The 24,355-nt window shown below is 62.0% G+C and carries 22 protein-coding genes and 1 pseudogene; 13 read left to right on the forward strand and 10 right to left on the reverse strand.

Features of this window, described 5'->3' with window-relative positions; all coding sequences use genetic code 11:
- Nucleotides 1-279: 279 nt before the first annotated feature.
- Nucleotides 280-543, forward strand: a pseudogene (locus A7X77_RS23975) (LysR family transcriptional regulator); the annotation flags it as partial.
- A gap of 32 nt (nucleotides 544-575) precedes the next feature.
- Here A7X77_RS23975 and mobB read toward each other — a convergent pair.
- Genes mobB through A7X77_RS23990 form a run of 3 tightly spaced genes read right to left on the reverse strand, consistent with a single transcriptional unit; the run spans nucleotide 576 to nucleotide 2,641 of the window.
- Complete coding sequence (gene mobB / locus A7X77_RS23980) at nucleotides 576-1,097, reverse strand: molybdopterin-guanine dinucleotide biosynthesis protein B (protein ID WP_064685346.1); 522 nt, start codon at nucleotides 1,095-1,097, stop codon at nucleotides 576-578.
- A complete protein-coding gene (mobA, locus tag A7X77_RS23985; protein ID WP_064685482.1) occupies nucleotides 1,094-1,723 on the reverse strand; it encodes a molybdenum cofactor guanylyltransferase MobA in 630 nt (209 codons plus the stop codon). Before mobA ends, mobB begins: the two co-directional genes overlap by 4 nt.
- Nucleotides 1,724-1,732: 9 nt before the next feature.
- Entirely contained in the window at nucleotides 1,733-2,641 is a 909-nt protein-coding gene (locus A7X77_RS23990) for a DMT family transporter (protein ID WP_064685347.1), read from the reverse strand.
- 342 nt (nucleotides 2,642-2,983) lie between these two features.
- Between A7X77_RS23990 and A7X77_RS23995 the strand changes: the two genes are divergently transcribed.
- Nucleotides 2,984-3,754 (forward strand): SDR family oxidoreductase, encoded by a 771-nt coding sequence (locus tag A7X77_RS23995; RefSeq protein WP_064685483.1) that lies wholly within the window; start codon nucleotides 2,984-2,986, stop codon nucleotides 3,752-3,754.
- A gap of 147 nt (nucleotides 3,755-3,901) precedes the next feature.
- Here the strand turns inward: A7X77_RS23995 and A7X77_RS24000 are convergent, their stop codons facing one another.
- Nucleotides 3,902-4,564 (reverse strand): GntR family transcriptional regulator, encoded by a 663-nt coding sequence (locus tag A7X77_RS24000; RefSeq protein ID WP_064685348.1) that lies wholly within the window; start codon nucleotides 4,562-4,564, stop codon nucleotides 3,902-3,904.
- A 418-nt stretch (nucleotides 4,565-4,982) separates the two neighbouring features.
- Here A7X77_RS24000 and A7X77_RS24005 point away from each other — a divergent pair, with 418 nt between their 5' ends.
- The 5 genes from A7X77_RS24005 to A7X77_RS24025 all read left to right on the forward strand — a co-directional run bounded on the left by A7X77_RS24005 (nucleotide 4,983) and on the right by A7X77_RS24025 (nucleotide 11,357).
- Nucleotides 4,983-6,239, forward strand: coding sequence for an NRAMP family divalent metal transporter (locus tag A7X77_RS24005; RefSeq protein WP_064685349.1), 1,257 nt, complete (start codon nucleotides 4,983-4,985; stop codon nucleotides 6,237-6,239).
- 119 nt (nucleotides 6,240-6,358) lie between these two features.
- Complete coding sequence (locus A7X77_RS24010) at nucleotides 6,359-7,123, forward strand: LamB/YcsF family protein (RefSeq protein ID WP_064685350.1); 765 nt, start codon at nucleotides 6,359-6,361, stop codon at nucleotides 7,121-7,123.
- A 20-nt stretch (nucleotides 7,124-7,143) separates the two neighbouring features.
- Nucleotides 7,144-7,950 (forward strand): putative hydro-lyase, encoded by an 807-nt coding sequence (locus A7X77_RS24015; RefSeq protein WP_064685351.1) that lies wholly within the window; start codon nucleotides 7,144-7,146, stop codon nucleotides 7,948-7,950.
- A 7-nt stretch (nucleotides 7,951-7,957) separates the two neighbouring features.
- Entirely contained in the window at nucleotides 7,958-9,589 is a 1,632-nt protein-coding gene (locus tag A7X77_RS24020) for a 5-oxoprolinase/urea amidolyase family protein (protein WP_064685352.1), read from the forward strand.
- A 10-nt stretch (nucleotides 9,590-9,599) separates the two neighbouring features.
- A complete protein-coding gene (locus A7X77_RS24025) occupies nucleotides 9,600-11,357 on the forward strand; it encodes an acetyl/propionyl/methylcrotonyl-CoA carboxylase subunit alpha (RefSeq protein ID WP_064685353.1) in 1,758 nt (585 codons plus the stop codon).
- Here A7X77_RS24025 and A7X77_RS24030 read toward each other — a convergent pair.
- The 5 genes from A7X77_RS24030 to A7X77_RS24050 all read right to left on the reverse strand — a co-directional run bounded on the left by A7X77_RS24030 (nucleotide 11,347) and on the right by A7X77_RS24050 (nucleotide 16,894).
- The gene (locus A7X77_RS24030) at nucleotides 11,347-12,129 is read right to left on the reverse strand and encodes a glucose 1-dehydrogenase (RefSeq protein ID WP_064685354.1); all 783 of its coding nucleotides are present in this window, start codon (nucleotides 12,127-12,129) and stop codon (nucleotides 11,347-11,349) included. The two genes, A7X77_RS24025 and A7X77_RS24030, sit on opposite strands and share 11 nt — an antisense overlap.
- A gap of 234 nt (nucleotides 12,130-12,363) precedes the next feature.
- The gene (locus A7X77_RS24035; RefSeq protein ID WP_064685355.1) at nucleotides 12,364-13,152 is read right to left on the reverse strand and encodes an SDR family oxidoreductase; all 789 of its coding nucleotides are present in this window, start codon (nucleotides 13,150-13,152) and stop codon (nucleotides 12,364-12,366) included.
- A 101-nt stretch (nucleotides 13,153-13,253) separates the two neighbouring features.
- The gene (locus tag A7X77_RS24040) at nucleotides 13,254-14,732 is read right to left on the reverse strand and encodes a sugar ABC transporter ATP-binding protein (protein WP_064685356.1); all 1,479 of its coding nucleotides are present in this window, start codon (nucleotides 14,730-14,732) and stop codon (nucleotides 13,254-13,256) included.
- A 134-nt stretch (nucleotides 14,733-14,866) separates the two neighbouring features.
- Entirely contained in the window at nucleotides 14,867-15,796 is a 930-nt protein-coding gene (locus A7X77_RS24045; RefSeq protein WP_064685357.1) for a sugar ABC transporter substrate-binding protein, read from the reverse strand.
- Between the two features lie 117 nt (nucleotides 15,797-15,913).
- Nucleotides 15,914-16,894, reverse strand: a complete 981-nt coding sequence (locus A7X77_RS24050) for an ABC transporter permease (RefSeq protein ID WP_064685358.1) — start codon at nucleotides 16,892-16,894, stop codon at nucleotides 15,914-15,916.
- A 212-nt stretch (nucleotides 16,895-17,106) separates the two neighbouring features.
- On the opposite strand from A7X77_RS24050, the gene A7X77_RS24055 reads away from it, so the two are divergent.
- The 4 genes from A7X77_RS24055 to A7X77_RS24070 all read left to right on the forward strand — a co-directional run bounded on the left by A7X77_RS24055 (nucleotide 17,107) and on the right by A7X77_RS24070 (nucleotide 21,382).
- Nucleotides 17,107-17,916, forward strand: a complete 810-nt coding sequence (locus A7X77_RS24055; RefSeq protein WP_064685359.1) for a transketolase — start codon at nucleotides 17,107-17,109, stop codon at nucleotides 17,914-17,916.
- A complete protein-coding gene (locus tag A7X77_RS24060) occupies nucleotides 17,916-18,872 on the forward strand; it encodes a transketolase family protein (protein ID WP_064685360.1) in 957 nt (318 codons plus the stop codon). Before A7X77_RS24055 ends, A7X77_RS24060 begins: the two co-directional genes overlap by 1 nt.
- A 71-nt stretch (nucleotides 18,873-18,943) precedes the next feature.
- On the forward strand, nucleotides 18,944-20,410 hold the full coding sequence (locus A7X77_RS24065) for an FGGY family carbohydrate kinase (protein WP_064685361.1): 1,467 nt from the start codon (nucleotides 18,944-18,946) through the stop codon (nucleotides 20,408-20,410).
- A gap of 21 nt (nucleotides 20,411-20,431) precedes the next feature.
- Nucleotides 20,432-21,382: a sugar-binding transcriptional regulator gene (locus tag A7X77_RS24070; protein ID WP_064685362.1), complete on the forward strand. Its 951-nt coding sequence runs from the start codon at nucleotides 20,432-20,434 to the stop codon at nucleotides 21,380-21,382.
- A 144-nt stretch (nucleotides 21,383-21,526) separates the two neighbouring features.
- On the opposite strand, the gene moaA is transcribed toward A7X77_RS24070, so the two are convergent.
- Nucleotides 21,527-22,573 carry a GTP 3',8-cyclase MoaA gene (gene moaA / locus A7X77_RS24075; RefSeq protein WP_064685484.1) on the reverse strand — a complete coding sequence of 349 codons (1,047 nt, stop codon included), beginning with the start codon at nucleotides 22,571-22,573 and terminating at the stop codon, nucleotides 21,527-21,529.
- A gap of 179 nt (nucleotides 22,574-22,752) precedes the next feature.
- Here moaA and A7X77_RS24080 point away from each other — a divergent pair, with 179 nt between their 5' ends.
- Entirely contained in the window at nucleotides 22,753-23,127 is a 375-nt protein-coding gene (locus tag A7X77_RS24080) for a gamma-butyrobetaine hydroxylase-like domain-containing protein (RefSeq protein ID WP_064685363.1), read from the forward strand.
- A 29-nt stretch (nucleotides 23,128-23,156) separates the two neighbouring features.
- Nucleotides 23,157-24,347 carry a low temperature requirement protein A gene (locus tag A7X77_RS24085; protein ID WP_064685364.1) on the forward strand — a complete coding sequence of 397 codons (1,191 nt, stop codon included), beginning with the start codon at nucleotides 23,157-23,159 and terminating at the stop codon, nucleotides 24,345-24,347.
- The last annotated feature ends 8 nt before the right edge of the window (nucleotides 24,348-24,355 follow it).

The raw sequence follows: 24,355 nt of genomic DNA on the forward strand, positions 1-24,355 counted from the left end.
AGACGCTATTCTCATGGCGCACGGTGTTGCTCCTCTTTCGTGTCCGGGATTGTCGCCAAACATCCGAATACGAGTAGAATCAACACCGTGCGCCATGTCCACCAAATTTAAACCGGACAGCAGTGGCCTTGTGCCGGGGACATGCTGCCCCGAGCATGACGAAAGGTGTTCTCAGCGATTGACCCTTGCCTGCAGGTGCGGAGGGTAACGATCGCCTTCCACCTTGATGGTGGCCAGCGCGCTTTCGAGCTGGAAAGGTCATCGGCGGCGTGTGGCTGGGAGCCGGTGACGAAAGACATGATCGTGGTGGGCATCGGTCCCGACATGCGCATGGCCGTGGTCGGTGCGCCCGCCTATTTCGAAAGGCGGCCGAAGCCATTCGCGCCGCAGGATCTTACCGATCACAACTGCATCAACCTGCGCCTGCTAACCTATGACAATGTCTTGTCCGCCGTTCCCGGCTACCACCTCTAATATCCGAGCCGCCGGCACGCCTCGGCAGCCTTCGCCCCCGTCGTCGATACGCTTCGTTATCGAGGGTAGATCCCACTCGCTCTCGGCACCCGATCCGGGACTTACGATCGGACCTCTTCGAGCCCGACGATGCCGGCGATGAAATCGGCAATGGCGCCTGTGTCGTCCAGATCGAAGACGGGCAGGGACGTATCGGTGACAGCATGATCTGCGGCGATGGCGCAGATATGGGGATCGCTCGGCGCCAGCGGTTGGCGGTTGGCAGCCTCCCGGCGGCGGGCCTCGATTTTCGGGATGGGCTCGCGCTTGTAGCCTTCGATCAGAACGAGATCGCAGGGGGCGAGACGGGCGAGGATTTCCTCGAACTCGGGTTCCGGCGCGCCGCGCAGCTCGTGCATGATGGCGTAGCGGGTGCCGGAGACGATGGTGACCTCGTGGGCGCCAGCCTCGCGGTGGCGGTAGCTGTCGGCGCCGACCTTGTCGATGTCGAAATCATGATGGGCATGCTTGATCGTCGAGATCCTGTAGCCGCGGCGCGTAAACTCCGTCACCAGCCGGACGGCGAGCCCCGTCTTGCCCGAGTTCTTCCAGCCGGCGATGCCAAAGATTTTGGGTGCGGTCATGCGCGAAGGGCCTCCAGCCAGCGCTGCGCCTCGACAAGATCGTCCGGCGTATTGATGTTGAAGAAGGGATCGAGCAGGCTGGCGCGGGTCGGATGCAGCGGAAACGCTACTTCCGTAACGTCATGCCGTAACAGAAAGTCGCGCACGCGGCGCTTTTCGTCGGTGGCGATCCAGGCTTCGAGATCGGCGGCGAGCGTCACCGGCCAGAGCCCGAAGACGGGATGGCTGCGGCCTTCGGAAGCAGCGATGGCGATCTGCGACGGGCGTTCGAGGGCTGCCGCCAGCCGGGCGACGAGATCGGCCGGGAAGAACGGGCAATCCACCGAGACGGTGACGACATGGGTGATCCCGGGAAGGCCGGCGGCATAGAGCATGGCCGCATGGATGCCGGCCAATGGTCCGGCCTTGCCGGGAAAATGGTCGGGGACGACAGGCACATCTTCTGCGGCAACATCGGCGTTGACGGCGACGGCGGCGACCTGCTGTGCGAGGCGGCTCAGGACATGGTGCAACAGGCTTTCGGTTCCGAGCATCACGCTCGCCTTGTCGCGGCCCATGCGCTGTGAGCGGCCGCCGGCCAGCACGATGCCTGCTATATCGGATCTGTCGAGCGAGAACTCCGTCATCATCCTGCCTCAAACCGGTGAGCGCGGCGCGGATTCCTGCGCGATCGGCGGCACCCGGCGCTTGGCTTCACGATAGAACGTATAGAGGCCGGAAGCGATGACGATCGCAGCGCCGAGCAGCGTCCAGCCGTCGGGCACTTCGGCGAAGAAGAAAAAGCCGAGCAGCGAGGAAAAGATCAGGCTGGTATAGCGGAACGGCGCGACGAAGGAGATTTCGCCGGTGCGCATGGCGAGGATGACCGACTGGTAGCCGACGAGCACCAGCACCGAGGCGAGCAGCAGATGCCCAAGCGAAGTGGCGCTGACCGGCTGCCAGCCGCCGAGCACCGGGATGAGCAAAGCGCCGAAGAAAGAGATCGAGATGGCGGTGATGACGGTGATCATCAGCGAGGGAATTTCAGGGTCGATCGAGCGGGTGGCGAGATCGCGGCCGGCCGTCGTCAGCACCGCTGCGACGCAGAGGAGGGCGGCGGCGGTGAAGCCTTCGGGCCCGGGGCGAATGATGATCATCACGCCGATGAGGCCGACGAGGATCGCCGACCAGCGCCGCCAACCGACCGGTTCGTTGAAAAACAGCGCAGCGCCAAAGGTGACGACCAGCGGCAGCGATTGCAGGATTGCCGAGGCATTGGCGATCGGCATCATGCCGAGGGCGGTGATATAGGTGACGGCGGAAAACATTTCGCAGATGATGCGGAGGATGATGACCGGCCGCAGCACGATGCGCCAGGAGCGCAGAGCGCCCATCTTCCTGGCGATCAGATAGACGAGCAGACTGGTGAAGAGGCCGCGCAGGAACATGATCTCGCCGGCGTTCATGTAGGCGACCACCGATTTGGAGAGAGCATCGCTCGCGGAAAAGCCGGCCATCGCCAAGCTCATATAGATGGCGCCCTCAGTGTTGCGTGACCGCGGCATGAAGAGATTCCCTTTACCTGTGCGCCTCTTCTTAGTCGGGAAGAACCATGAAGGGAATCGGATGAATGTCACACCCGGGATAAATCGATGATGCGGCGCACAATGGTGCTGACGTCGCGGCAATTGCATGTTTGGAAACTGCGGCAAGTGAAAGTTTTACATTGCGAATTCCGATATTTCCAATGCGTCGATCGAAGCTCCCGTCCTGCTCGGCAATTCAGTGATCGCCGGCCGATAACATCGATTGCCGGCGGGTTTTCGTTTACCCGCGCGGGAAACGGGTGGCTGCGTCGCCTGATGTTTGAGATTTGGGATGCCTCGACAACTGAGGAGAAAACGGACATGACACTTCTGAACGACAAGGTCGCGATCATCACCGGCGCAAGCTCCGGCATCGGCCGGGCGGCGGCGAAGCTCTTTGCACGGGAGGGCGCGAAGCTCGTGGTCACCGGAAGGCGACAGGCGGCGCTCGATGCCGTCGTCGGCGAAATCGAGGCGGAGGGTGGGCAGGCCGTCGCGATATCGGGCGACGTCAGGGACGAGGCGCTGCAGGCACGGGTTGCCGATACGGCAGTCTCGCGCTTCGGCCGGCTCGATATCGGCTTCAACAATGCCGGCATCCTCGGTGAGATGAGGCCGGTCGCCGGGCTGTCGCTGGACGGCTGGCGCGAGACGCTCGAGACCAATCTCACCGCCGCCTTTCTCGGCGCCAAACATCAATCGGCAGCGATGGGACAAGACGGCGGATCGATGATCTTCACCTCGACCTTTGTCGGCCACACGGCCGGCATGCCCGGGATGGCTGCCTATGCGGCAAGCAAGGCAGGGCTGATCGGCTTCGTCCAGGTGCTCGCCGCCGAACTCGGGCGGCAGAACATCCGCGTCAACGCCCTGCTTCCCGGCGGCACCGACACGCCGGCCAGCATCACCAATGCGCCGGATGATGCTACGCCGGAAGTCTTGGCTTTTGTGGAGGGGTTGCATGCGCTGAAGCGCATGGCGCAGCCGGAAGAGATCGCCAATGCGGCGCTCTTCCTTGCGTCTGATCTGTCGAGCTTCGTGACGGGGACGGCGATGCTCGCCGATGGTGGGGTTTCGATCAGCCGGACGTAGGATGGGCGAGGGCAGGATCGGCACCCGATGGCCGCGGACCTGTTGAAATCCATCCGCCACCGATGGCCATGCGACGCGGGGCTATTTTCACGACCAGAGACGAATCGTCCTCTAAGCGGCATCGAAAGGCGCGGCCGAGCGTGCAATTCATTTGGCGCCACCAATTCGCGAGAAAGCGGCCAGAACAGTGCGCTCGGACTGCATCAGATACGCCTCAAGTGCCGCTGAGGCTTCGGCCGTCCTCCCTGCCTCAAGCTTTTCAAGGATTGCCGCGTTGAGGTCGACGTAAGGAGCGTGCAACAGCTCGGGATCGGAGAGCAGGCCGAAGCTGAGACGCAGCTCTGCGGCGATCTGCGCATAGAAGGTGTTCAGACGGTGACTGTCGGCGAGATCTACGATCGCCGCGTGAAAGACCATGTTCTCACTGCCGACCATACCCCAATCCTTGGCCTCGCGCGCGAGCTTGGCACGCGTGACTGCCGCGCGCATTCGTGCCACCGCCGGATGGTTGGGATAGGCCTTGGCGAGCGCCTGGCATTCGATCACACGGCGCACGCGATAGATGTCGATGATCGAGGCCATACTGGGTGTGGCGACAAAAACGCCGCGATTGGGCTCGTGTCGCAAGAGCCCTTCTTTTGTCAGGAGCCGGAATGCCTCACGCAAAGAGTTGCGCGACACATCCAGACCGGCACTTAGCGCTGCCTCGGAAAGGCGCTGGCCCGGCTTCAATTCGCCAGCAATCAGTTTGTCGCGGATTTCCTCCGCCAGGCGCGACGCAAGCGCCGATGTGATATTTTGTTCGACCATCAAATCCCCTAATACGCAGACGCGAATGAAACCTCCGCGCCCTTGCGCACCGGTATAGCGGTTTGCATCTCCGGGAGCCATAAGAGGAGTGGCTTGACCACGCGAACCGGGGCAACGCCAGACGCCGTACATGGCCCATCGGGCAGACAGAAAATGAAAGGCCCCGCAACCGCTTACTTATCGTTGATGCAAGGAAGGAGGCAAGATCCACGTCGGATGTGGCCGGAACTTGCAACAATCAATGACATCTCGCCCCAGTGAGTTTGTTGCGGTTGAAGTGGGGTTGTTTGGTAGAACGATACAGCAGAATCGTTGAACAATCTTGACAGAATTGTAAAACGTGTCACCGTGATGCCTGTCAACAAACCTAGGCAGCCCGCCGAGATCTCGGCGTCGGTCTGCACATAAGGAGGGGTTCATGGAACAGTCAGCAATTTCGATGACAACCGTTGCGCCGGCGCGGATGTCGGCCAAGTCGCGCCGCGCTGCGCTAATGGCGGCCATCTTCCTGATGGCCACGTCTGCCATCGGTCCGGGCTTCATCACCCAGACGGCGACGTTCACAACAAAACTCGGTGCGGCCTTCGCCTTCGCGATCCTTGCCTCTATCCTGATCGATTTCGTCGTTCAGCTGAACATCTGGCGGATCGTGACGCTGACGAAGATGCGGGCTTCCGATCTCGCCAACGCGGCCCTCCCGGGCTCCGGCTATCTGCTCGCAATTCTCGTCATCGTCGGCGGATTATTCTTCAACATCGGCAACATCGGCGGCACAGGCCTCGGCATCAATGCGATGATCGGCCTTGATCCGAAGCTTGGCGGGGCGATCAGCGCGCTGCTTTCGATCGGCATCTTCCTGTCGAAGCGTGCCGGCATGGCGGTCGATCGCTTCATTGTCCTGGCCGGTATCCTGATGATCGCCTTGACGGTCTATGTTGCCTTCGCATCGGCTCCGCCAGTTGGCGACGCGCTGTTCCAGACCTTTCTGCCGTCCACCATCGATTTCGCCACCATCACCACCATCGTCGGCGGCACGGTCGGGGGCTATATCACCTATTCGGGCGCCCACCGACTGCTCGACAAGGGCACGGTCGGCATCGAGAATCTCGGTGCGGTCAACCGTGCAGCACTGACGGGCATCGCTGTCACCGGCCTCATGCGCTACGTGCTTTTCCTGGCCGTCCTCGGCGTGGTTGCGGGCGGAGCCGTCATCGATGTTTCCGGCGCAGGTGCCAATCCGGCTGCCCAGGCTTTCCAGGCGGCCGCTGGCAACATTGGCCTGCGCATCTTCGGCGTCATCCTCTGGGCTGCTGCGATCACCTCGGTCATCGGCGCCGCTTACACCTCGGTCTCGTTCGTCACGATTTTCAAGAAAGACATCACCGAACGGGCCCGCAGCATCGCGACTGTCATCTTCATTGCCGTGTCGCTGTTCTTCTACGTGATCATCACCACGCCGCCGGCACAGATGCTGATCTTCGTCGGGGGGCTGAACGGATTGATTCTGCCGATCGGCCTGTCGATCTTCATCTATGCGGCCTGGGCCCGGTCCGACCTGATGGGAGGCTATCGCTATCCGCGTTGGCTGCTGGTGCTCGGCGTACTGGTCGGCGCACTGACCTGGTACATGGGCTACAAGTCGATCGGCCCGATCTTCGCGCTGCTTGCCGCGTAACGCGGGACGAGGAGGGCGCGGGCGCCTTTACGCCCGGGCCCCGCTCTGACGTTTGGAATTAATCACGCTTTCGGTTCGGGACAGCCCGGCCTACATCGTGATTCACAGGGAGATCTGACATGACTGCCATCGATCTGAACAGCGATCTCGGCGAAAGCTACGGCGCCTGGGGCATGGGCGACGACGCGGCTATGCTGGCCATCGTCTCCAGCGCCAATATCGCCTGCGGCTTCCATGCCGGCGATCCGCTCGGCATTCTGAAGACTGTCAAAGCCGCCGCTGAAAGGGGCGTTTCGGTCGGAGCCCATGTTTCCTATCCCGACCGCGTTGGTTTCGGACGGCGCGACATGGGCGTCACCAGCGCGGAACTGACCGCCGACGTCATTTATCAGATCGGCGCGCTGAAAGGCGTCGCCACTGCTGCCGGCGTCGTAGTCGGCTACGTTAAGCCGCACGGCGCGCTCTACAACCGCATTGCCCACGACCCAATACAGGGCCAGGCGGTGATCGACGGCATCAAGGCGATCGATCCGGACCTGGTTCTAATGGGCCTGGCCGGAGCACCCATCCTCAAACTCGCGCACAAATCCGGCCTCAAGACCGTGGCCGAGGCCTTCGCCGACCGCGCCTACACGCCCGGCGGGAAACTCGTTTCGCGTCGTGAACCGGGCGCAGTTGTGCACGACACAGCCGTGATCGCCCGTCGCATGCTGCAACTTGCTCACGAGGGTACGATCGAAGCGATAGACGGCTCGACCATCAAGGTCGATGCTCAGTCGATCTGCGTCCATGGCGACAGCCCCGGTGCCGTGGCGATCGCCCAGGCAATTCGTCAGGCCTTTGAGACCGACGGGATCACCGTTCGCTCGTTTCTGGCGGCGTGAGCAAATATTTGGAGGAAACCATGATTGCGATTGAGAACCTTGGCCACATCGATGCCGAAGCGGCGCGCCTCGCGCGCAGGCGCTATCGGGCCGGCAGTGCCGAGCCGACGTCGGGTGTGGCGCCGGGATTTACCCAGGCAAACATGATCGTCCTGCCGCGCGACTGGGCCTTCGATTTCCTGCTCTTTGCGCAGCGCAATCCGAAGGCCTGCCCATTGCTCGACGTTTCCGATCCTGGCTCGCACATGACGCTTCTGGCTCCGGGGGCCGACCTTCGCACGGATCTGCCGCTCTATCGCATCTGGCGCGACGGCAAGCTCGCCGAGGAAATCGCGGATGCGACAACGGCCTGGGCGGAACGCGCCGACCTCGTCAGCTTCCTCATCGGTTGCAGCTTCACCTTCGAAACGTCGATGGCCGAGGCGGGCATCGAGATCCGGCATATCACCGACAAGTCGAACGTTCCGATGTATCTGACCAACCGCGCCTGCCGCCCGGCAGGCCGGCTGCGCGGCAACCTGGTCGTGTCGATGCGGCCGATCAAGGCGAGCCGCGTTGCCGATGCCGCGACAATCTCCGGCCGCTTCCCGGCGGTGCATGGCGCGCCTATCCATATCGGCGCGCCGGAAGAAATCGGCATCCGAGAGCTGTCGAAGCCGGAATTCGGCGATCCGGTGCGTATCGAGCCGGGTGAAATCCCGGTGTTCTGGGCCTGCGGTGTGACTCCGCAGGCCGCCGTGATGGCATCCGGCGTGCCCTTTGCCATCACCCACGCGCCAGGGCATATGTTCATCACCGACATTCCCGACACCGCCTATCACGCCTGAGGATCCGATGCGCTTCCTGCCCGTCAACCTGACGACCATTTTGGTCGAACTCGACGATCTCGACCAGACGCTGGCGCTGTTTGCTTCGCTCGAAACCGATCCGGTGGAGGGCATCGAAGACATAGTGCCGGCCGCACGCACGCTGATGATCGGCTTTCGCGCAGAAAGGCTCACCGCGGAACGGCTTGCCGGCGAGATCGCCACCCGCGACCTTTCGGCCCGCATCGCGCCGTCCGACCAGCTCGTCGAAATCCCGGTTCACTATGACGGCGAAGACCTTGCCGATGTGGCGCAACTGACCGGTCTGTCAGTCGAAGAGGTCATCCGTCGTCACACCGAGAGCACCTTCACCGTCGCCTTCTGCGGCTTTGCCCCCGGTTTCGGTTATCTTGTCGGTGGTGATCCCGCGCTGCAGGTGCCGCGGCGCAAAAGCCCGCGAACTCGGATTCCGGCGGGTTCGGTTGCACTTGCTGGCGCCTTTTCCGGCGTCTATCCGCAGGCCAGTCCCGGCGGCTGGCAGATCATCGGCACGACGCTGGAAAAAATGTGGGACCTGTCGCGCGATCCGCCGGCCTTGTTCCAACCCGGCTACCGCGTGCGCTTCTTCGATCTCGAAAAGCGGGCGGTTGCGATTTCCACTCCGGCGACGAAGGTCGTAGATCCAGGCCCGGCCGAGTTCACCAGCGAGGCTGTGACACTAAAGGTCCTGGCTGCACCCATGCCGGCACTGTTTCAGGACCTCGGTCGCTTCGGCAAGACCGGCCAGGGCGTGTCCTCCTCAGGCGCGCTCGATCGAGGGGCACTCAAGGCTGCCAACCGCGTCGTCGGTAATGCTGCCGGCACCCCGTGCCTCGAAATCATCCTCGGCGGATTTTCTTTCGAGGCGTCGGGCCGGACGGTGATGGCACTGACCGGCGCGCCCTGTCCAATATCGATCCGCGATGCCTCAGGGCGCACCATTGCAGCCGAAACCTATCAGCCCATCTCGCTGGAGCCCGGCGATGTGGTGACGCTCGGCCATGCGCCGCGCGGCATGCGAAGCTATCTTTCGATCCGCGGCGGTCTCACTGTGGAGCCGGTGCTCGGCAGCGCCTCGACCGATACGCTTGCCTTCATCGGCCCGGACCCGGTCACGGCAGGGACGATCTTGACACTGCAAACGGCGACGCAGTTTCTCGGCAGCGTATCGCTTTCCGAAGCGCCGGCCTTCGCGTTTCCGGCTTCCGGCGAGATCGTGACGCTCGACGTGATCATGGGACCACGCAGCGACTGGTTCACCGAGGCCGGCATCACCAGTTTCTCGGGTCAACTCTGGCAGGTGACCCCGCAGTCCAATCGTGTCGGTATCCGTCTTTCCGGTGACATCGCCCTCGAGCGTAAGGATAAGACGGAACTGCCGAGCGAGGGAACCGCGACCGGCGCAATCCAGGTGCCGCATAGCGGCCAGCCGGTGCTTTTCCTTGCAGACCATCCGTTGACCGGCGGTTACCCAGTCATCGGCACGGTCGCCGAATATCATCTCGATCTCGCCGGGCAGATCCCGGTCAATGCCCAGATACGCTTCCGGCCCGTGACGAGGTTTGCCGATGTTCGGCCGCACGCGCCCGACACCAAAGCCCGGCCGCCGAGAATTAAATGAGGAGACATCCATGCAGAAAGTCCTGATCGCCAACCGAGGCGAGATTGCGGTGCGCATCATCCGGGCTTGTCGCGACCACGGCCTGCAATCGGTCGCCGTCTATGCCGATCCGGACATGGATGCGCTCTTCGTCAAGCTGGCCGACGAAGCCTACGGGCTCTCCGGAAGCCGTCCGGCGGAAACCTATCTCGATATCGACAAGCTGATCGACATTGCCAAACGTTCGGGCGCCGACGCCGTTCATCCCGGCTACGGGTTCCTGTCCGAGCGTGCGGAGTTCGCCCGAGCCGTCATCGATGCAGGCTTCATCTGGATCGGACCGGATCCGCATGTCATCGAAGCGCTCGGCGACAAGGTCGAGGCCCGGCGCATTGCGCTGAGTGTCGGTGCGCCCCTCGTCGCTGGCAGTGACGGTCCGGTCGAGACCGCTGCGGAAGTCACCGCCTTTGCTGAGAAACACGGTCTGCCCGTTGCCATCAAGGCGGCGCACGGGGGCGGCGGACGCGGCCTGAAGGTCGCCTGGAACATGGAGGAGGTGGCGGAACTCTACGAATCCGCCGTGCGTGAGGCCAAGGCCGCCTTCGGCCGTGGCGAGTGTTTCCTCGAACGCTTCCTCGATCGTCCGCGCCACATCGAGGCGCAGGTGCTGGCTGACAAACATGGCAATGTGCTGGTTCTCGGCACCCGTGACTGCTCGCTACAGCGGCGCAACCAGAAGCTCGTCGAGGAGGCGCCGGCACCGTTTGTTTCTGACGCTCAGCGCCAGTCGATCCACGACGCTGCGAAGAAGATCTGTGCGGCGGCCGGCTACTCGGGGGCGGGAACGGTCGAGTTCCTGCTCGGTGTCGACGGTACGATCTCCTTCCTCGAAGTGAACACGCGCCTTCAAGTCGAGCATCCGGTAACCGAAGAGACGACCGGCATAGATCTCGTGATCGAGCAGTTCCGCATCGCCGATGGCCTGCCGCTGCGCGTCACCGAAACGCCTGCCCCGCGTGGCCACTCGATCGAGTTCCGTATCAACGCCGAAGATCCCGGCCGTGGCTTCTTGCCGACACCCGGTGCGATCACGGCTTTCGACGCGCCCTCCGGTCCCGGCATTCGTCTCGACACCGGCGTCGGCGTGGGCTCGACCGTTCCCGGCACCTTCGATTCGCTGATGGCGAAGCTGATCGTCACGGGCAGTACCCGTGAGGAGGCGTTGAGCCGCGCCCGCCGTGCTCTGAAGGAGTTCAGGATCGAGGGCGTCGCAACGGTCCTTCCCTTCCACCGCGCCGCGATCGAGACCGAAGAATTTATCGGCGAGACAGGATTCAAGGTGCACACGCGCTGGATCGAGACCGGCTTCGCCGATCGGCTTTCGGCCGTCGCCCGACCCGAGCCGGTTGCCGATGGCCACCTGATCCGCACCCACGTCGAGATCGATGGCAAGCGACATGAACTCGGCATTCCCGCGGCGCTCCTTGCCGGTCTCGGTGGACTTGAAGGCGCGAGTAGCCGAGGTGCGACAGGGGCAAAGACCGACGACGCAGCGACCATAACCGCACCGATTTCCGGCACGTTGCAGGCGTTCAAGGTCGAAGATGGCGCGGAGGTTGCTGCCGGTGATCTCATCGCCGTCATGGAGGCGATGAAGATGGAAACCCAGGTCACGGCATCGCGGGCAGGGAAGATTCGGATCAAGGCAGAAGTTGGCGGATATCTTCAGGCGGGAGCGGAAATCGCCCGCTTCGAGGAGCCGGTGTCCTCTGCTCCACCTACGACATGATCAACCCGCCGTCGACATTGATGGTCTGGCCGGTGATATAAGCCGCGTCGTCGCTGGCCAGGAAGGTGACCAGGCCAGCGACGTCTTCGCCGGAGCCGGCGCGTTTCATCGGGATGCCTTCGACCCATTCCTTCATCAGTTCGCCTGGGGCGTAGTTGCCCAGCAGTTTGCCCCAGGCCTGGTCGTTATAGGCCCACATGTCTGTTTCAATGATGCCGGGGCAGAAGGCGTTGACGGTGATGTTTTCGGTCGCGACTTCCTTGGCCAGGCTCTGGGTGATGCCGACGACGCCCATTTTCGAGGCGGCATAGTGCGGCGTGTAGATAAAGCCGTCGCGGGCCTGGCCGGAGGCGGTGTTGATGATGCGGCCGCCGCGCTTGTGCTTGCGCATGCGCGATATGGCCTCCTGAGCGCAGAGGAAGACTCCCTTGGTGTTGACGGCCATGATCTTGTCCCACTCGTTTTCGGTCAGGTCCTCGATGCGGGCGATGGTGATGACGCCGGCATTCTGGATCGAGACGTCGACAGAACCGAACTCCTTCTCAGCCGCATCGTAGAGGGCGACGACGCTTGCCTTGTCGGTGACGTCGCCGATAAAGGAGATCGCCTTGCCGCCTTCGGCCCGGATGCCCTCGGCGACGCCGTGGACGAGATCCTCGTTGGCCGAGACGACGAGATTGGCGCCTTCGCGCGCAAAGCGCCTGGCGATGGCGGCGCCGATGCCGCGGCTGGCCCCGGTGATGACGACAGTCTTGTTTTCGAAGCGTTTCATGCTCTTTCCTTTCAGATATCCCGTCGGAGACGGAAATTCGCTGAACGAGTTCGCGCAGTCTCGAGCGCCAATGACGGCGCCGTGGCCTCAGCTTGTTCCATCGGCGGGAAGGGCGGGTGGACGACGATATCGTGCCGTCTTGCCCGTTGGTCCCTTCAGCGCCTCGATCTCAGCCAGGGAGGAAGCGAGATCGGTTCATGTTCCAGTTGCCGGCAACGAGCTTTATTGTTCGCATCACCAGCAGCAGAAACCGCCGTCGACGAGAAGATCGACGCCGGTCACGAAACTTGCTGCGTTCGACAGCAGGAACACCGCCGGACCGACCATCTCGTCGACCGTTGCCATGCGTTGCATCGGTGTCTGCTCTTCGAAAAGCTTGGTCTGATGAATCATCTCCGGACGGGTGTTCATGGGAGTTGCCGTATAGCCGGGGGAGATGGTGTTGACGCGAATGCCGCGGCCGACCCATTCCATCGCCATCGACTTCGACATATGGATGACGCCCGCCTTAGAGGCGTTGTAATGCGCTTGGCTGAGGCCACGGTTGACGATGACGCCCGACATGGAGGCGATGTTGACGATGGAGCCGCGTCCATTCTTCAGCATGGCGCGGGCCTCGGCCTGGCAGGACAGGAATATGCCTTTCAGGTTGATATCCATCAACGTCTGGTACTGATCCTCCTCCATATCCTCCGCCGGGTTCGCGTTGGCGATGCCTGCAGCGTTGACGGCAAGCGTCAAGGGCCCGAGGTCGGCTTCGGTTCGTGCGACTGCCTCTGCAAGCGAAGATTTGCTCGTAACGTCAGCCGCGATCTCGATCGAGCGGCGGCCGGCGGCACGAATAAGTTCAGCAGTCTTGGCCAGTCCGTCGTCGGTTCGACGGTCGAGCAGGGCCACGTCGGCGCCGCATTGCGCAAGGCCGATGGCAATGCGCTGCCCGATGCCGCTGCCGGCGCCGGTGACGATGGCAACCTGGCCGCTGAGATCGAAAAGCTTCGGGGCGTTCAGAGTGATGTCGGACACCGCTCTTCCTTTCTCTGTCTGTTTTGTTTTCACGCAATTCCCGGCAAAAGTGCTTCGCGCTTTGCCTGGCAAAACCGCTGCACACTTTTGCTGAAATTGCTTTAGGTGGTAGCTAGCTCCATGACCGAGACGTCATTTGCCTGGTCACGATTGAGAATCCCCGCCTGCTTGCCTTGGGCAAGCACGAGAATGCGATTGGAGACTCCGAGAACTTCCTCGAGGTCCGAGCTTACGACGATGACCGCGACACCCTGTTTGGCAAGATTGACGATGATGTCGTAGATGCCTGCGCGGGCGCCGACGTCGATGCCTCGCGTCGGTTCGTCGAGCACCACGACCTTGGGATCGCGCAAGAGCCACTTCGCGATCACGACCTTCTGCTGGTTGCCGCCGGAAAGGTCGGATGCGTATTGCTCAGCACGTCCCTTGACGCCGAACTTGGCAACCGCCTTTTCCGCGAAGGAGCGCTTGATGCGCGGCGTAATCCAGCCACCGCCCAATTTGTCCAGATTGGCATAAATAATGTTTTCGCTGATCCGGTGCCCGACGATCAGGCCCTGCGCCTTGCGGTCTTCCGGAACCATCACGATGCCTTTGGCGATAGCGTCGGCCGGGTCGCGCAACCTGAGTTCCTCGCCCTCCAGCTTGATCGAGCCTGCACTGATCGGGTCTGCTCCCGAAATCGCCCGCACCAGTTCGGTGCGGCCGGCGCCGACCAGTCCGGCGATGCCGAGAATTTCTCCGGCCCGCACCTCGAAGGTAACGTCACGGAAAGAGTCATCAGGCGAGCTCAGCCCTGATACCTCAAGGACCGGGCGGTCCGTCGGAATGGGCAGGGTAGGGAACAGGCGATCAAGCGGGCGTCCGACCATGCTCTCGACAATCGTTCGCACCGGGGTAGCGCTGTCTGAGAATTCCTGCACCCGCTCCCCGTCGCGAAGAACGACGATCCGGTCGGTGATCTGCTTGATCTCTTCCATGCGGTGGGAAATGTAGACGATGCCCACACCTTCCGAGCGAAGCTTGCGAACCTGTTCGAACAGAGCTTCCGTCTCCGCGCCGCCGAGGGCGGCTGTCGGTTCATCGAGGATCAGGAGCTTGGCGTTGAGGGCCAGCGCCTTGGCGATTTCGATGAGTTGTTGATTTGCGGTTGAAAGGCCGGCGACCATCCGTGTTGCCGATATATGGAGGTTCAAACGCGCGAGCTGGTCCTGGGCCCGGCGAACCATCTGAGCCCGGTTGACGACGCCGTTCTTCATCGGCCAGCGCCCGATGAAGACATTTTCGGCGATCGACAGTTGCGGCAGAAGCTGCAGTTCCTGATGGATCAGGACAACGCCCTTGTCGATCGCTTCGCGTGGGGTGGCCGGGGCATAAGGCTGCCCCAGCCATGTCATCGATCCCTCGGAGGGTGTGCGTGAGCCGGCGATGATGCCTGACAGCGTCGACTTGCCTGCTCCGTTTTCACCGAGAAGTGCCACCACTTCACCGGGGTAGACGTCCAGGCTGACATTCTTCAGCACCTGGAGCGGCCCATACCACTTGGATATGCCCCTCAGGGAAAGAACTGGATCAGTCACGGCACACCTCCTCAAGACCTCGACTTCATCATTAGAGCGCCGTGCGTCCTTTCGGACGTACAAAGGACGCTCTAACACTTTGAATCTGCACATCGTGCTTTCCGAAAATCGTTCCCGATTTTCGGGCCGATGCGCTAGGGATGGTTGGCGATGAAGCCTGCGACGTTTTCCTTGGTTGTCAGCGTGGCATCCAAGAGCTGTACCGGCGGCACTTTTTCACCGGCGACAAGCTTGGCGGCGTTTTCAACCGCGTCGCGGCCCATCTTCTGGGTCTGCTGCGTCGCCGTCACGTTGAAGACGCCCTTGCTGAGGGCTTCGAGAGCCGCGGTGTCGCCATCGAAGCCCCCGACCACGATTTTCTGCGAGGGATTTGCGACCTTGATCGCCTGAGCGGCGCCAAGCGCGAGGCCATCGGCCTGTGCGAAGACGATCGAGACGTCGGGGTTTGCCTGCAGCATATTCTGCATGATCTGGAAGCCTTCGTCCTGGCTCCAGATGTTCGAATATTGCTCGGCCACAACCTTCACATCCGGATAGGCCTTGAGCGATTCACCGCAGCCCTTGGAGCGATCGACTTCCGGGGTGGTGCCCTTCTGGCCATGGATGATGACCATCTTCCCCTTGCCGCCGGCTTCCTTCAGAATGTGGTCGCACACTGCCTTGGCCGATGCGACGGAATCCGTTGCGAGGAAAGTATCGCCCGGCGCGCCCTCGGCGTTGCGGTCGACGTTGACGACCGGAATGCCGGCGTTCTTCGCCAGCTTGACCGGAACGGTCGCCGCTGCCGCACCTGCCGGAATGTAAATCAGCGCGTCGATTTTCTGGGTCAGAAGATCCTGGATCTGGTTGACCTGCGTCGGTCCGTCGCCCTTGGCGTCGACCGTGATGACTTCGATGCCGCGCTTCTTGGCTTCGGCCTCGACCGATTGCTTGATCTGGTTGAAGAAGTTTGCCTGAAGGTTGGCAACGGCCAGGCCGAGCTTCTTCAGTTCCGCCGCGTGTACGGGACCGAGCATGAGACCGAGCAGTGCAGCGGACGCGAACATGGTGCGCGCTATTTTCATTGTATTTCCTCCGTTGTTTGATGGAACCCTCGGGTATGTCCTCCCCCTGGGGTTATTGATCCGCCCCGAATTTCCGGGACGGAATTCCGTGTCCGCCAACGCGGCGGAGCATGCGGGTCAGGCGCGACGCCGACGAATGGTCTCTGCGCCGACCGCGAGCACGATGACGATCCCGATGATCACCTGCTGCAGGAAGGGCGAGACGTTGAGAAGGTTGAGGCCATTGCGAAGCACACCGATGATCAGCACACCGATCAGCGTTCCCCCGATGCCGCCCGCGCCGCCGGAGAGCGAAGTCCCGCCGATGACGACCGCGGCGATGGTGTCTAACTCATAACCCAGGCCGCTGGAGGGCTGGACGGAATCCAGGCGGGCGGCGAGCACGATGCCTGCAAGTCCCGCCAAGACTGCGCTCACGACATAGACGGCTATGGTCACCAGCGGAACGTTGATGCCGGCAAGCCGTGCGACTTCGGGGTTGCCGCCCACCGCATAGAGCATGCGGCCTTCGGAGCGGAAGTGCAGGAAGAGCCAGGCCGCAAGAACGACCGCGAGCATGAGGAAGACCGTAGCAGTCATGACGCCGAAATGACGATCGATCGCCAGCATCATGAACCAGTCAGGAAAGCCGACGATCTGCTGGCCGTCAGTGATCATGTTCGCAACGCCGCGCGCCGCCGACATCATCGCAAGCGTGGCGATGAAGGCTGGAACCCTGAACTGCGTCACCAGAAGCCCGACGATAAGGCCTGAAATAGCCGAAGCGATCAGGGCAAAGGCGATCCCGACCGGCAGCGGCAGACCGGCGACGTTGGCCGTCCAGCCCATGACCATCATCGCCAGGGCGAGTGCGGAGCCAACGGAGAGATCGATGCCGCCGATCAGGATGACGAACGTCATTCCGACCGCCATGATGCCGAGTACGGTGATCTGGTCGAGGATGTTGAGGCCGTTTCGAACCGAAAGAAACGTGTCTGTGCTGAAGCTCAGAAAGATGCACAGGGCGAGCAATCCCACGAGCGGTCCAGTGGCTCCCTTGAGCTTACCGAGCCAAGCGCCGGACGAAAGCCTTTGTTCATTGATATCGAGCGCCACCATTGCTCCTCCCTATGCCTAGGCTTGTATCCGATATTCGTGCAAGCGAGAATATTTATTCACTCATGCTGGAAAATTCATTAACAACTTGCTTTTCCCCTGTCAACAGGATTTGTTCTGACATGTCGCCGCCGGCTTCCCGTTTAGAGGCTTGACTAATCGGCTTGTTGTGCAAAAATATTGAATACTGAATATTTATGCATAAAGAGGAACCCATGGATACGACAAAACTTGAGCGCATCGCCCGCGAGATCCGATTGCGCGATCTCCAGGCGGTCTTTGAAGCGGGCGCCGGCCATATTGGCGGGGAGATGTCAGTCATCGACATTTTGACGGCGCTCTATTTTCGTGTGCTGAATGTCTGGCCGGACCAGCCGAAGCATTCCGGCCGCGACAGGTTCGTTCTTTCAAAGGGACATACGGCTTGCGCTCTCTATGTGACGCTTGCAAAACGCGGCTTCATTCCGGAGGAGGAGATTTCCACCTTCCTGCAGCCGCATTCGAGGCTGAACGGGCATCCAAACTGCAACAAGGTTCCGGGCGTCGAAACGAATACCGGTCCGCTCGGCCACGGCCTTCCTGTTGCGGTCGGAATGGCAAAAGCCGCGAAGCTCTCAGGCGCTGGATATCGCACCTATGTCGTCACTGGCGACGGCGAGATGCAGGAGGGCTCCAACTGGGAAGCGATCATGGCGGCGGCCCAGTTCAAGCTCGATAACTTGACCCTGATCATCGATCACAACAGGTTCCAGCAGGGTGCTGCGCTGGCTGAAACCAACGATCTCGCGCCCCTTCGTCCGAAGCTCGAAGCCTTCGGCTGGGAAGTCACCGAAATCGACGGCAACAGTATGGGCGAGATCGTTCCGGCTCTCGAACACCGGGGGTTGGGACCGCATTGCATCGTCGCCCATACCAACAAGGGCCACGGAATCTCCTTCATGCAGGACCGGGTCGAATGGCACCATAAGGTGCCGAATAGGGAACAATACGAAATCGCATTGGCAGAATTGTCGGAGGCACTGTAATGAACGCGCCAGTAAACCCACCCAAGCTCCACGATTGCCGCGACGCATTCGCCTCTACGCTCGAGCGGCTGGCAGCTGAAAACGAAACGATCGTTGCCGTCTGCAACGACTCCGTCGGTTCCTCCAAGCTCGGCGGCTTCAAGTCGAGGTTTCCGGAACGCCTCGTCAATGTCGGCATCGCGGAGCAGAACATGGTCGGCGTCGGAGCAGGGCTTGCCAATGGCGGACGGCTGCCCTTCGTGTGCGGCGCTGCTCCGTTTCTCACGGGGAGGTCGCTGGAGCAGATCAAGGCCGACATTTCCTACTCGAACGCCAACGTCAAGCTGGTGGGCATTTCGTCCGGAATGGCATATGGCGAACTCGGTCCGACTCATCATTCGATCGAAGACTTCGCCTGGACGCGCGTCCTGCCCAATCTTCCCGTCATCGCGCCCTGCGACCGGATCGAAACCGCTGCTGCCGTTGCCTGGGCAGCGACCTACAGCGGTCCCTGCTTCCTGCGCCTGTCACGGGTCGGTGTGCCCGACCTTCTTCCGGAGGGGCATAGGTTCGAACTCGGCAAGGCGAATCTCCTTCGCCAGGGTTCCGACGTCACCCTGATCGCCAACGGCACCTTGACCCATCGCATCGTGAAGGCTGCCGAGATTCTCGCAGAACGCGGCGTCGATGCCAGGGTGCTCAATCTCGCAACGGTTCGTCCGATCGACGAGGAGGCGATCATCGCCGCGGCGAGGGAAACCGGCGCGATCGTTACGGCCGAAGAGCATTCGATCTTTGGCGGGCTCGGCTCCGCGGTGGCCGAAGTGGTGGTCGATTATGCTCCAGTTCCGATGAAGCGTCTCGGCGTTCCCGGCGTCTATGCCCCGACCGGTTCGGCAGAGTTCTTGCTCGACGAATACGGAATGTCGCCGCCCGCAATCGCCGACGCTGCACAGGCGCTGATCAAGCGCAAGTAACTGGGGATCGCGTGAAGCGCCGGGGCGCGTATTTTGGCGCCGCGGCGGCCGCCTGATCTGTGGAGGATGGAATGCTGGCAATTCTGGCAATCGACCAGGGCACGACCAATTCAAAGGCAGTACTCGTTTCCGAGACGGGAGAAATCATCGGCAGAGGCTCGTCTCCTGTCGGCATCTCCTATCCGAGGGAGGGCTGGGTCGAACAAGATCCACGCCGGCTCTACGCTTCGGTCTGCGAAGCGATCGGTGCCTGCCTGAAGGCCGGTCCCGATGTGACGATCGAGGCCATTGCCATTTCCAATCAGCGCGAGTCCGTCACCGCCTGGGATGCCGAAACGGGAGACGCCCTCGGACCGGTGGTCAGCTGGCAGTGCCGCCGGACGGCACGGGATTGCGAACGTCTCATTGCCGAAGGCCGCCTCGACCGTGTGCAGGCGCTGACCGGCCTGCCGCTGGATCCGATGTTTCCGGGGCCGAAATTCCGATGGCTGCTCGACCGGATTCCGGCCGGACGATCGGTGCGGCTGGGAACGGTCGACAGTTGGCTCGTCCACTGCCTGACGGGCGGGCGCCGGCATGTCTGCGACGCTTCGAACGCCGCAAGGAGCCAGTTGTTCGATCTCAGCGAACAGAGATGGAGCGAGGAACTTGGCGAGATCTTCGGCGTCGATATCGCGCTCCTGCCCGAGGTGCTCGACAGCTCTGCTGATTTCGGCAGGACGCAAGGATTGCCAGGGGTGCCGGACGGCACGCCGGTGATGGCCGCGATCGGAGACAGCCACGCAGCCCTGTTCGGCCATGGAGCATTCAAGCCGGGCGACGGCAAGGTAACCTTCGGAACCGGCTCTTCTGTCATGACGACGCTGCCGCAGTTCATCGCCCCGCGCAACGGCATCACAACCACCGTCGCATGGCGTATCGGTGGAAAACCGACTTTTGCTTTCGAGGGCAATATCCTCGTTTGCGCCGCCAGTCTTCCCTGGATGGCGGATATTCTCGGCCTGGCTGACGTCGCTGCCCTTGTCGAACTTGCGGCGAGCGCCGAGCCGGGCGCGCCCGGCTTCGTGCCGGCGTTCGTCGGACTGGGTGCGCCTTACTGGAATTCCGACGCTCGTGCTTTGTTCTCCCAGATCAACTTCAATACAACCCGCGCGCAGATGGCGCGGTCGGTTACCGATTCCATCGCCTTCCAGGTGCATGATGTGATTGCGGCCATGCGGGCACAGAGCGGCGGCGAGCTCGGGGCGCTCTATGTGGATGGTGGACCGAGCCAGAACCGCTTCCTGATGCAGTGCGTCTCCAACCTCATCGAGCATCCGGTGATCCAGTGCCAAGCACCCGAGGCGTCAGCCCTGGGCGCTGCTTATCTGGCGGGGCTCTCCCTCGGCTTGTGGAGCGACCTCCATGCCGTCTCGGCGCTGCCACGAAACACCCAGATCATTGAGCCGCAGGCCGTGGACCGGGAGGCCCTTCTGGCGACTTGGAATGATGCGCTTGCCCGCTCGACGTCCCGCGAAACACAGGCTAAAGGTGAATAAAAATTCACTCCGGGATCAGCGATGACTCGCCTCAACGAACTCCGCCTCATTTCAAGGGTCGCCCAGATGTACCACATCGAGGGGCGGCGGCAGGCGGAGATCGCACAACACCTCCGCCTGTCGCAGGCGACGGTGTCGCGCATGCTCAAGCGCGCCGAGGCGGAAGATATCGTGCGAACGAGCGTGATCCCGCCCGTCGGCACCTATAGCGAGCTCGAGGGCGCGCTTCGCGAGAAATACGATCTGCCGGAAGCGATCGTCGTCGAATGCACCGAAGACCGGGACGGCGCCATCATGGCCCGCATCGGCGAGGCGGCGGCGCATCTCCTGGAGGTGACGCTGGCACCGGGGGAGATCATCGGCGTTTCGAGCTGGAGCCAGACCATTTTCAAGATGGTCGAGAACATTCATCCGCAGAAGAGCGCTCAGGCGAAATACGTCGTCCAGACCCTAGGCGGCATGGGCGATCCTTCCGTGCAGACGCACGCGACGCAGCTGACCACGCGGCTTGCACGGCTGACCGGCGCTGAGCCGAAACTGCTCCCCGTGCAGGGTGTTACGACGTCAAGAGAGGCAAAGCTTCTGATGCAGGCCGACCCGTTCGTTCGCGAGACGATGGACCTGTTCGGCAGCATAACGCTCGCGATTGTCGGAATCGGGGCAGTCGAACCCTCCGAACTTCTCGCACGGTCCGGCAACATCTTTTCGTCTCGCGAATTGTCCGATCTCGCTGAAGCGGGTGCCGTCGGCGACATCTCGCTTCGCTTCTTCGATAAGAACGGTAAGCCGGTCAAAACACCGCTGGACGATCGGGTCATAGGGTTGCCGCTTGAGGATCTCGAGCGGGTGGACCGGGTCATTGCTCTGGCCGGCGGAGCCAAAAAGACTGAGGCTATTGCAGGTGCACTCCGCGTTGGGGTCATCGGCATGCTCGTGACGGACAAGTATACCGCGCAGCGACTGATCGACTGAAGAGGCGCGCTGGTGGGACGCCGCAGGCGCGCATGCGGCCGTTGCCGATGAAGAGACCTTGTCGGCGAAGCGGAGCGCTCGGTCGAGGTCTTGGATGGCGATCAGGACGATCGTGCCTTTGGCGCGCGCCGGCGCGGACCGGCCTCACCCACCAGTGACACTCATATGCCTGGCCACCGCAGGGCGGTTATGCGTGCGATCGATGATGAAGTCGTGGCCCTTAGGTTTACGAGTGATGGCTTCGTCGATGGCGGCATGGAGGAGGGCGTTGTCTTCGGTGGCGCGAAGTGCTGCGCGCAAATCGGCGGCGTCGTTCTGGCCGAGGCACATATAGAGCGTGCCGGTGCAGGTCAGCCGCACGCGGTTGCAGCTCTCGCAGAAATTATGGGTCATCGGCGTGATAAAGCCGAGGCGGCCGCCTGTTTCAGCGACCCTGACATAGCGTGCCGGACCGCCGGTCTGGTAGTCGATATCGACAAGCGTGAATCGGCGTTCGAGATCGGCGCGCAGCTCGGAGAGCGGCAGGTATTGGTCGGTGCGATCCTCCTCGATCTCGCCCATCGGCATGGTTTCGATGACGGTCAGGTCCATGCCGCGGCCATGGGCGAAACGCAGGAGATCGGGCATTTCGGCGTCGTTGAAACCTTTGAGCGCCACAGCATTGAGCTTGATCCTGATGCCGGCCTTCTGGGCTGCATCGATGCCTTCCATGACCTTGGCAAAATCGCCCCAGCGGGTGATCTTGCGGAACTTGTCGGGATCGAGCGTATCGAGCGAGATGTTGATGCGGCGAACGCCGCAGTCATAAAGCTCCTCCGCGTGGCGGGAGAGCTGCGAGCCGTTGGTGGTCAGCGTCAGTTCATCGAGGCCGGAGCCGACCTTTTCGCCCAGCCGGCGCACCAGATACATGATGTTCTTGCGCACCAGCGGCTCGCCGCCGGTCAGCCTGATCTTCTTTACGCCCTTGGCGATGAAGGCGGAACAGAGACGGTCGAGTTCTTCGAGCGTCAGCAGATCCTTCTTCGGCAGGAAGGTCATATTTTCCGCCATGCAATAGGTGCAACGGAAATCGCAGCGGTCGGTGACGGAGACGCGGAGATAGGTGACTGCCCGGCCGAAAGGGTCGATCATCGGATGTGCATTCGCCGTGAGCGGCGCTGCATTGCCTATCGTTCCGACTCTCGTATTCACCAATTCCTCCGCGGCCGGAATGAAGCGCCAGACCGGGTGCCTGCCTGCTTTCAAGCTATATCTTTCTATTTGTGCATATGTGATTGCGCCGTCAAGGGAAATGGATCCGTACACGCTAAATTGCGCTTGCCTCGAAATAGCCGAACGCCTACTTCTCCAAGGGAAAGAGGGTGATAGAGATGAGCGACATCTGGCCGAGCGAACTTCGCGTTTCGAAAGACCGGCAGCGGCTGGTGGTGACCTTCAATGACGGCCAGAGCTTTGATCTGTCGGCCGAGCTTCTGCGGGTGCTGTCGCCCTCGGCTGAGGTGCAGGGTCATGGGCCTGGGCAGAAGGTGACGGTGCCGGGCAAGCGCAACGTTGCGATCATCTCGATAACGCCGACCGGCAATTACGCCGTCAGGATCGGCTTCGACGACATGCACGATACCGGCATCTACACCTGGACCTATCTGCGCGAGCTCGGCGAACGGGGGGCCGAACTGTTTTCGGCCTATGAGGACGAGCTGAGCGAAAAGGGCATGAACCGCGACACGGCGGAAAGACCGCGCTGATTTTTAATTGAACAGCCACCGGGGGGCATATGGCGAGAGCGAATAGAAAGAACTGGCTGCGCGCCAAGGGCAGCGCGAGCGGCAGCAAGGTAACCTTCCTCGAACTGTTCTTCGATCTGGTCTTCGTCTTTTCGATCTCGCAGCTTTCGCATGCGCTTGCCGCCCATTATACGCCGTTCGGAGCCGCCGAGGCGGCGCTGATGACCTTCGCAGTCTGGTGGGTGTGGATCTTCACGACCTGGGTGACGAACTGGCTCGACCCGGACAAGATGCCGGTGCGCGGCATGCTGGTGGCGCTGATGATGCTCGGGCTGGTGCTGTCAGCCTCCATCCCTGAGGCATTCGGCGACAAGGGGCTGCTATTTGCCGGCGCTTATGTGGCGATGCAGGTCGGGCGCTCGCTGTTTACGACCTATGCAATGACGCGCGTCGACCGTGCCAACACGCTGAATTTCGTGCGCATCACAATCTGGCTCGCGGTGGCCGGCATTTTCTGGATCGCCGGCGGGCTGCTCGAACATGAAGCGCGGCTGATTGCTTGGGTGATCGCGCTCACCATCGAATATGCCGGGCCTGCCGCGGGCTTTGCCGTTCCGGGGCTCGGCCGCTCCGCCCCGAGCGACTGGGATGTCTCCGGCGCGCATATGGCGGAGCGTTGCGCGCTCTTCGTCATCATCTGCCTCGGCGAAGCGATCCTCGTTTCCGGCCGTACCTTCTCCGAGCTGCCGATCTCAGGTTTGACCGGCATCGTCTTCGCCACCGGCTTCGTCGGCACGGTCGCCATGTGGTGGCTCTATTTCCGCTTCGGCCATGAGCGGGCCGCTCATCGCATCGAGCACGAGGAAACGCCCGGGAGGCTGGCGCGGCTCGCCTTCACCTATGGGCACATTCCGATTCTCGCCGGCATCATCGTACATGCGGTGGCCGTGGAGTTCATGTTCTCGCACCCGCACGAGACGGGCGATCTGGGCATTGCTGCGGCGGTGCTCGGCGGTTCAGGCCTGTTCCTGATCGGCAATCTCTGGTTCAAGGGCGCGACCAGCGGGCGGATGCCGCTGTCGCATCTTGCCGGCCTCGTGGTCGTGATCCTGCTTGCCTTCATTGCGCCCTTCATCGAGATCTATCTGCTGGGCATTCTCGCGACGCTGGTGCTGATTGTGGTCGCCGCCTGGGAATATCGCTCGCTGAGCGGCACATCGCCAGCGCCGACGCTGCATTGAAGCTCGCC

The organism is Rhizobium bangladeshense (assembly GCF_001662075.1).
GTDB classification, from domain to species: domain Bacteria; phylum Pseudomonadota; class Alphaproteobacteria; order Rhizobiales; family Rhizobiaceae; genus Rhizobium; species Rhizobium bangladeshense_B.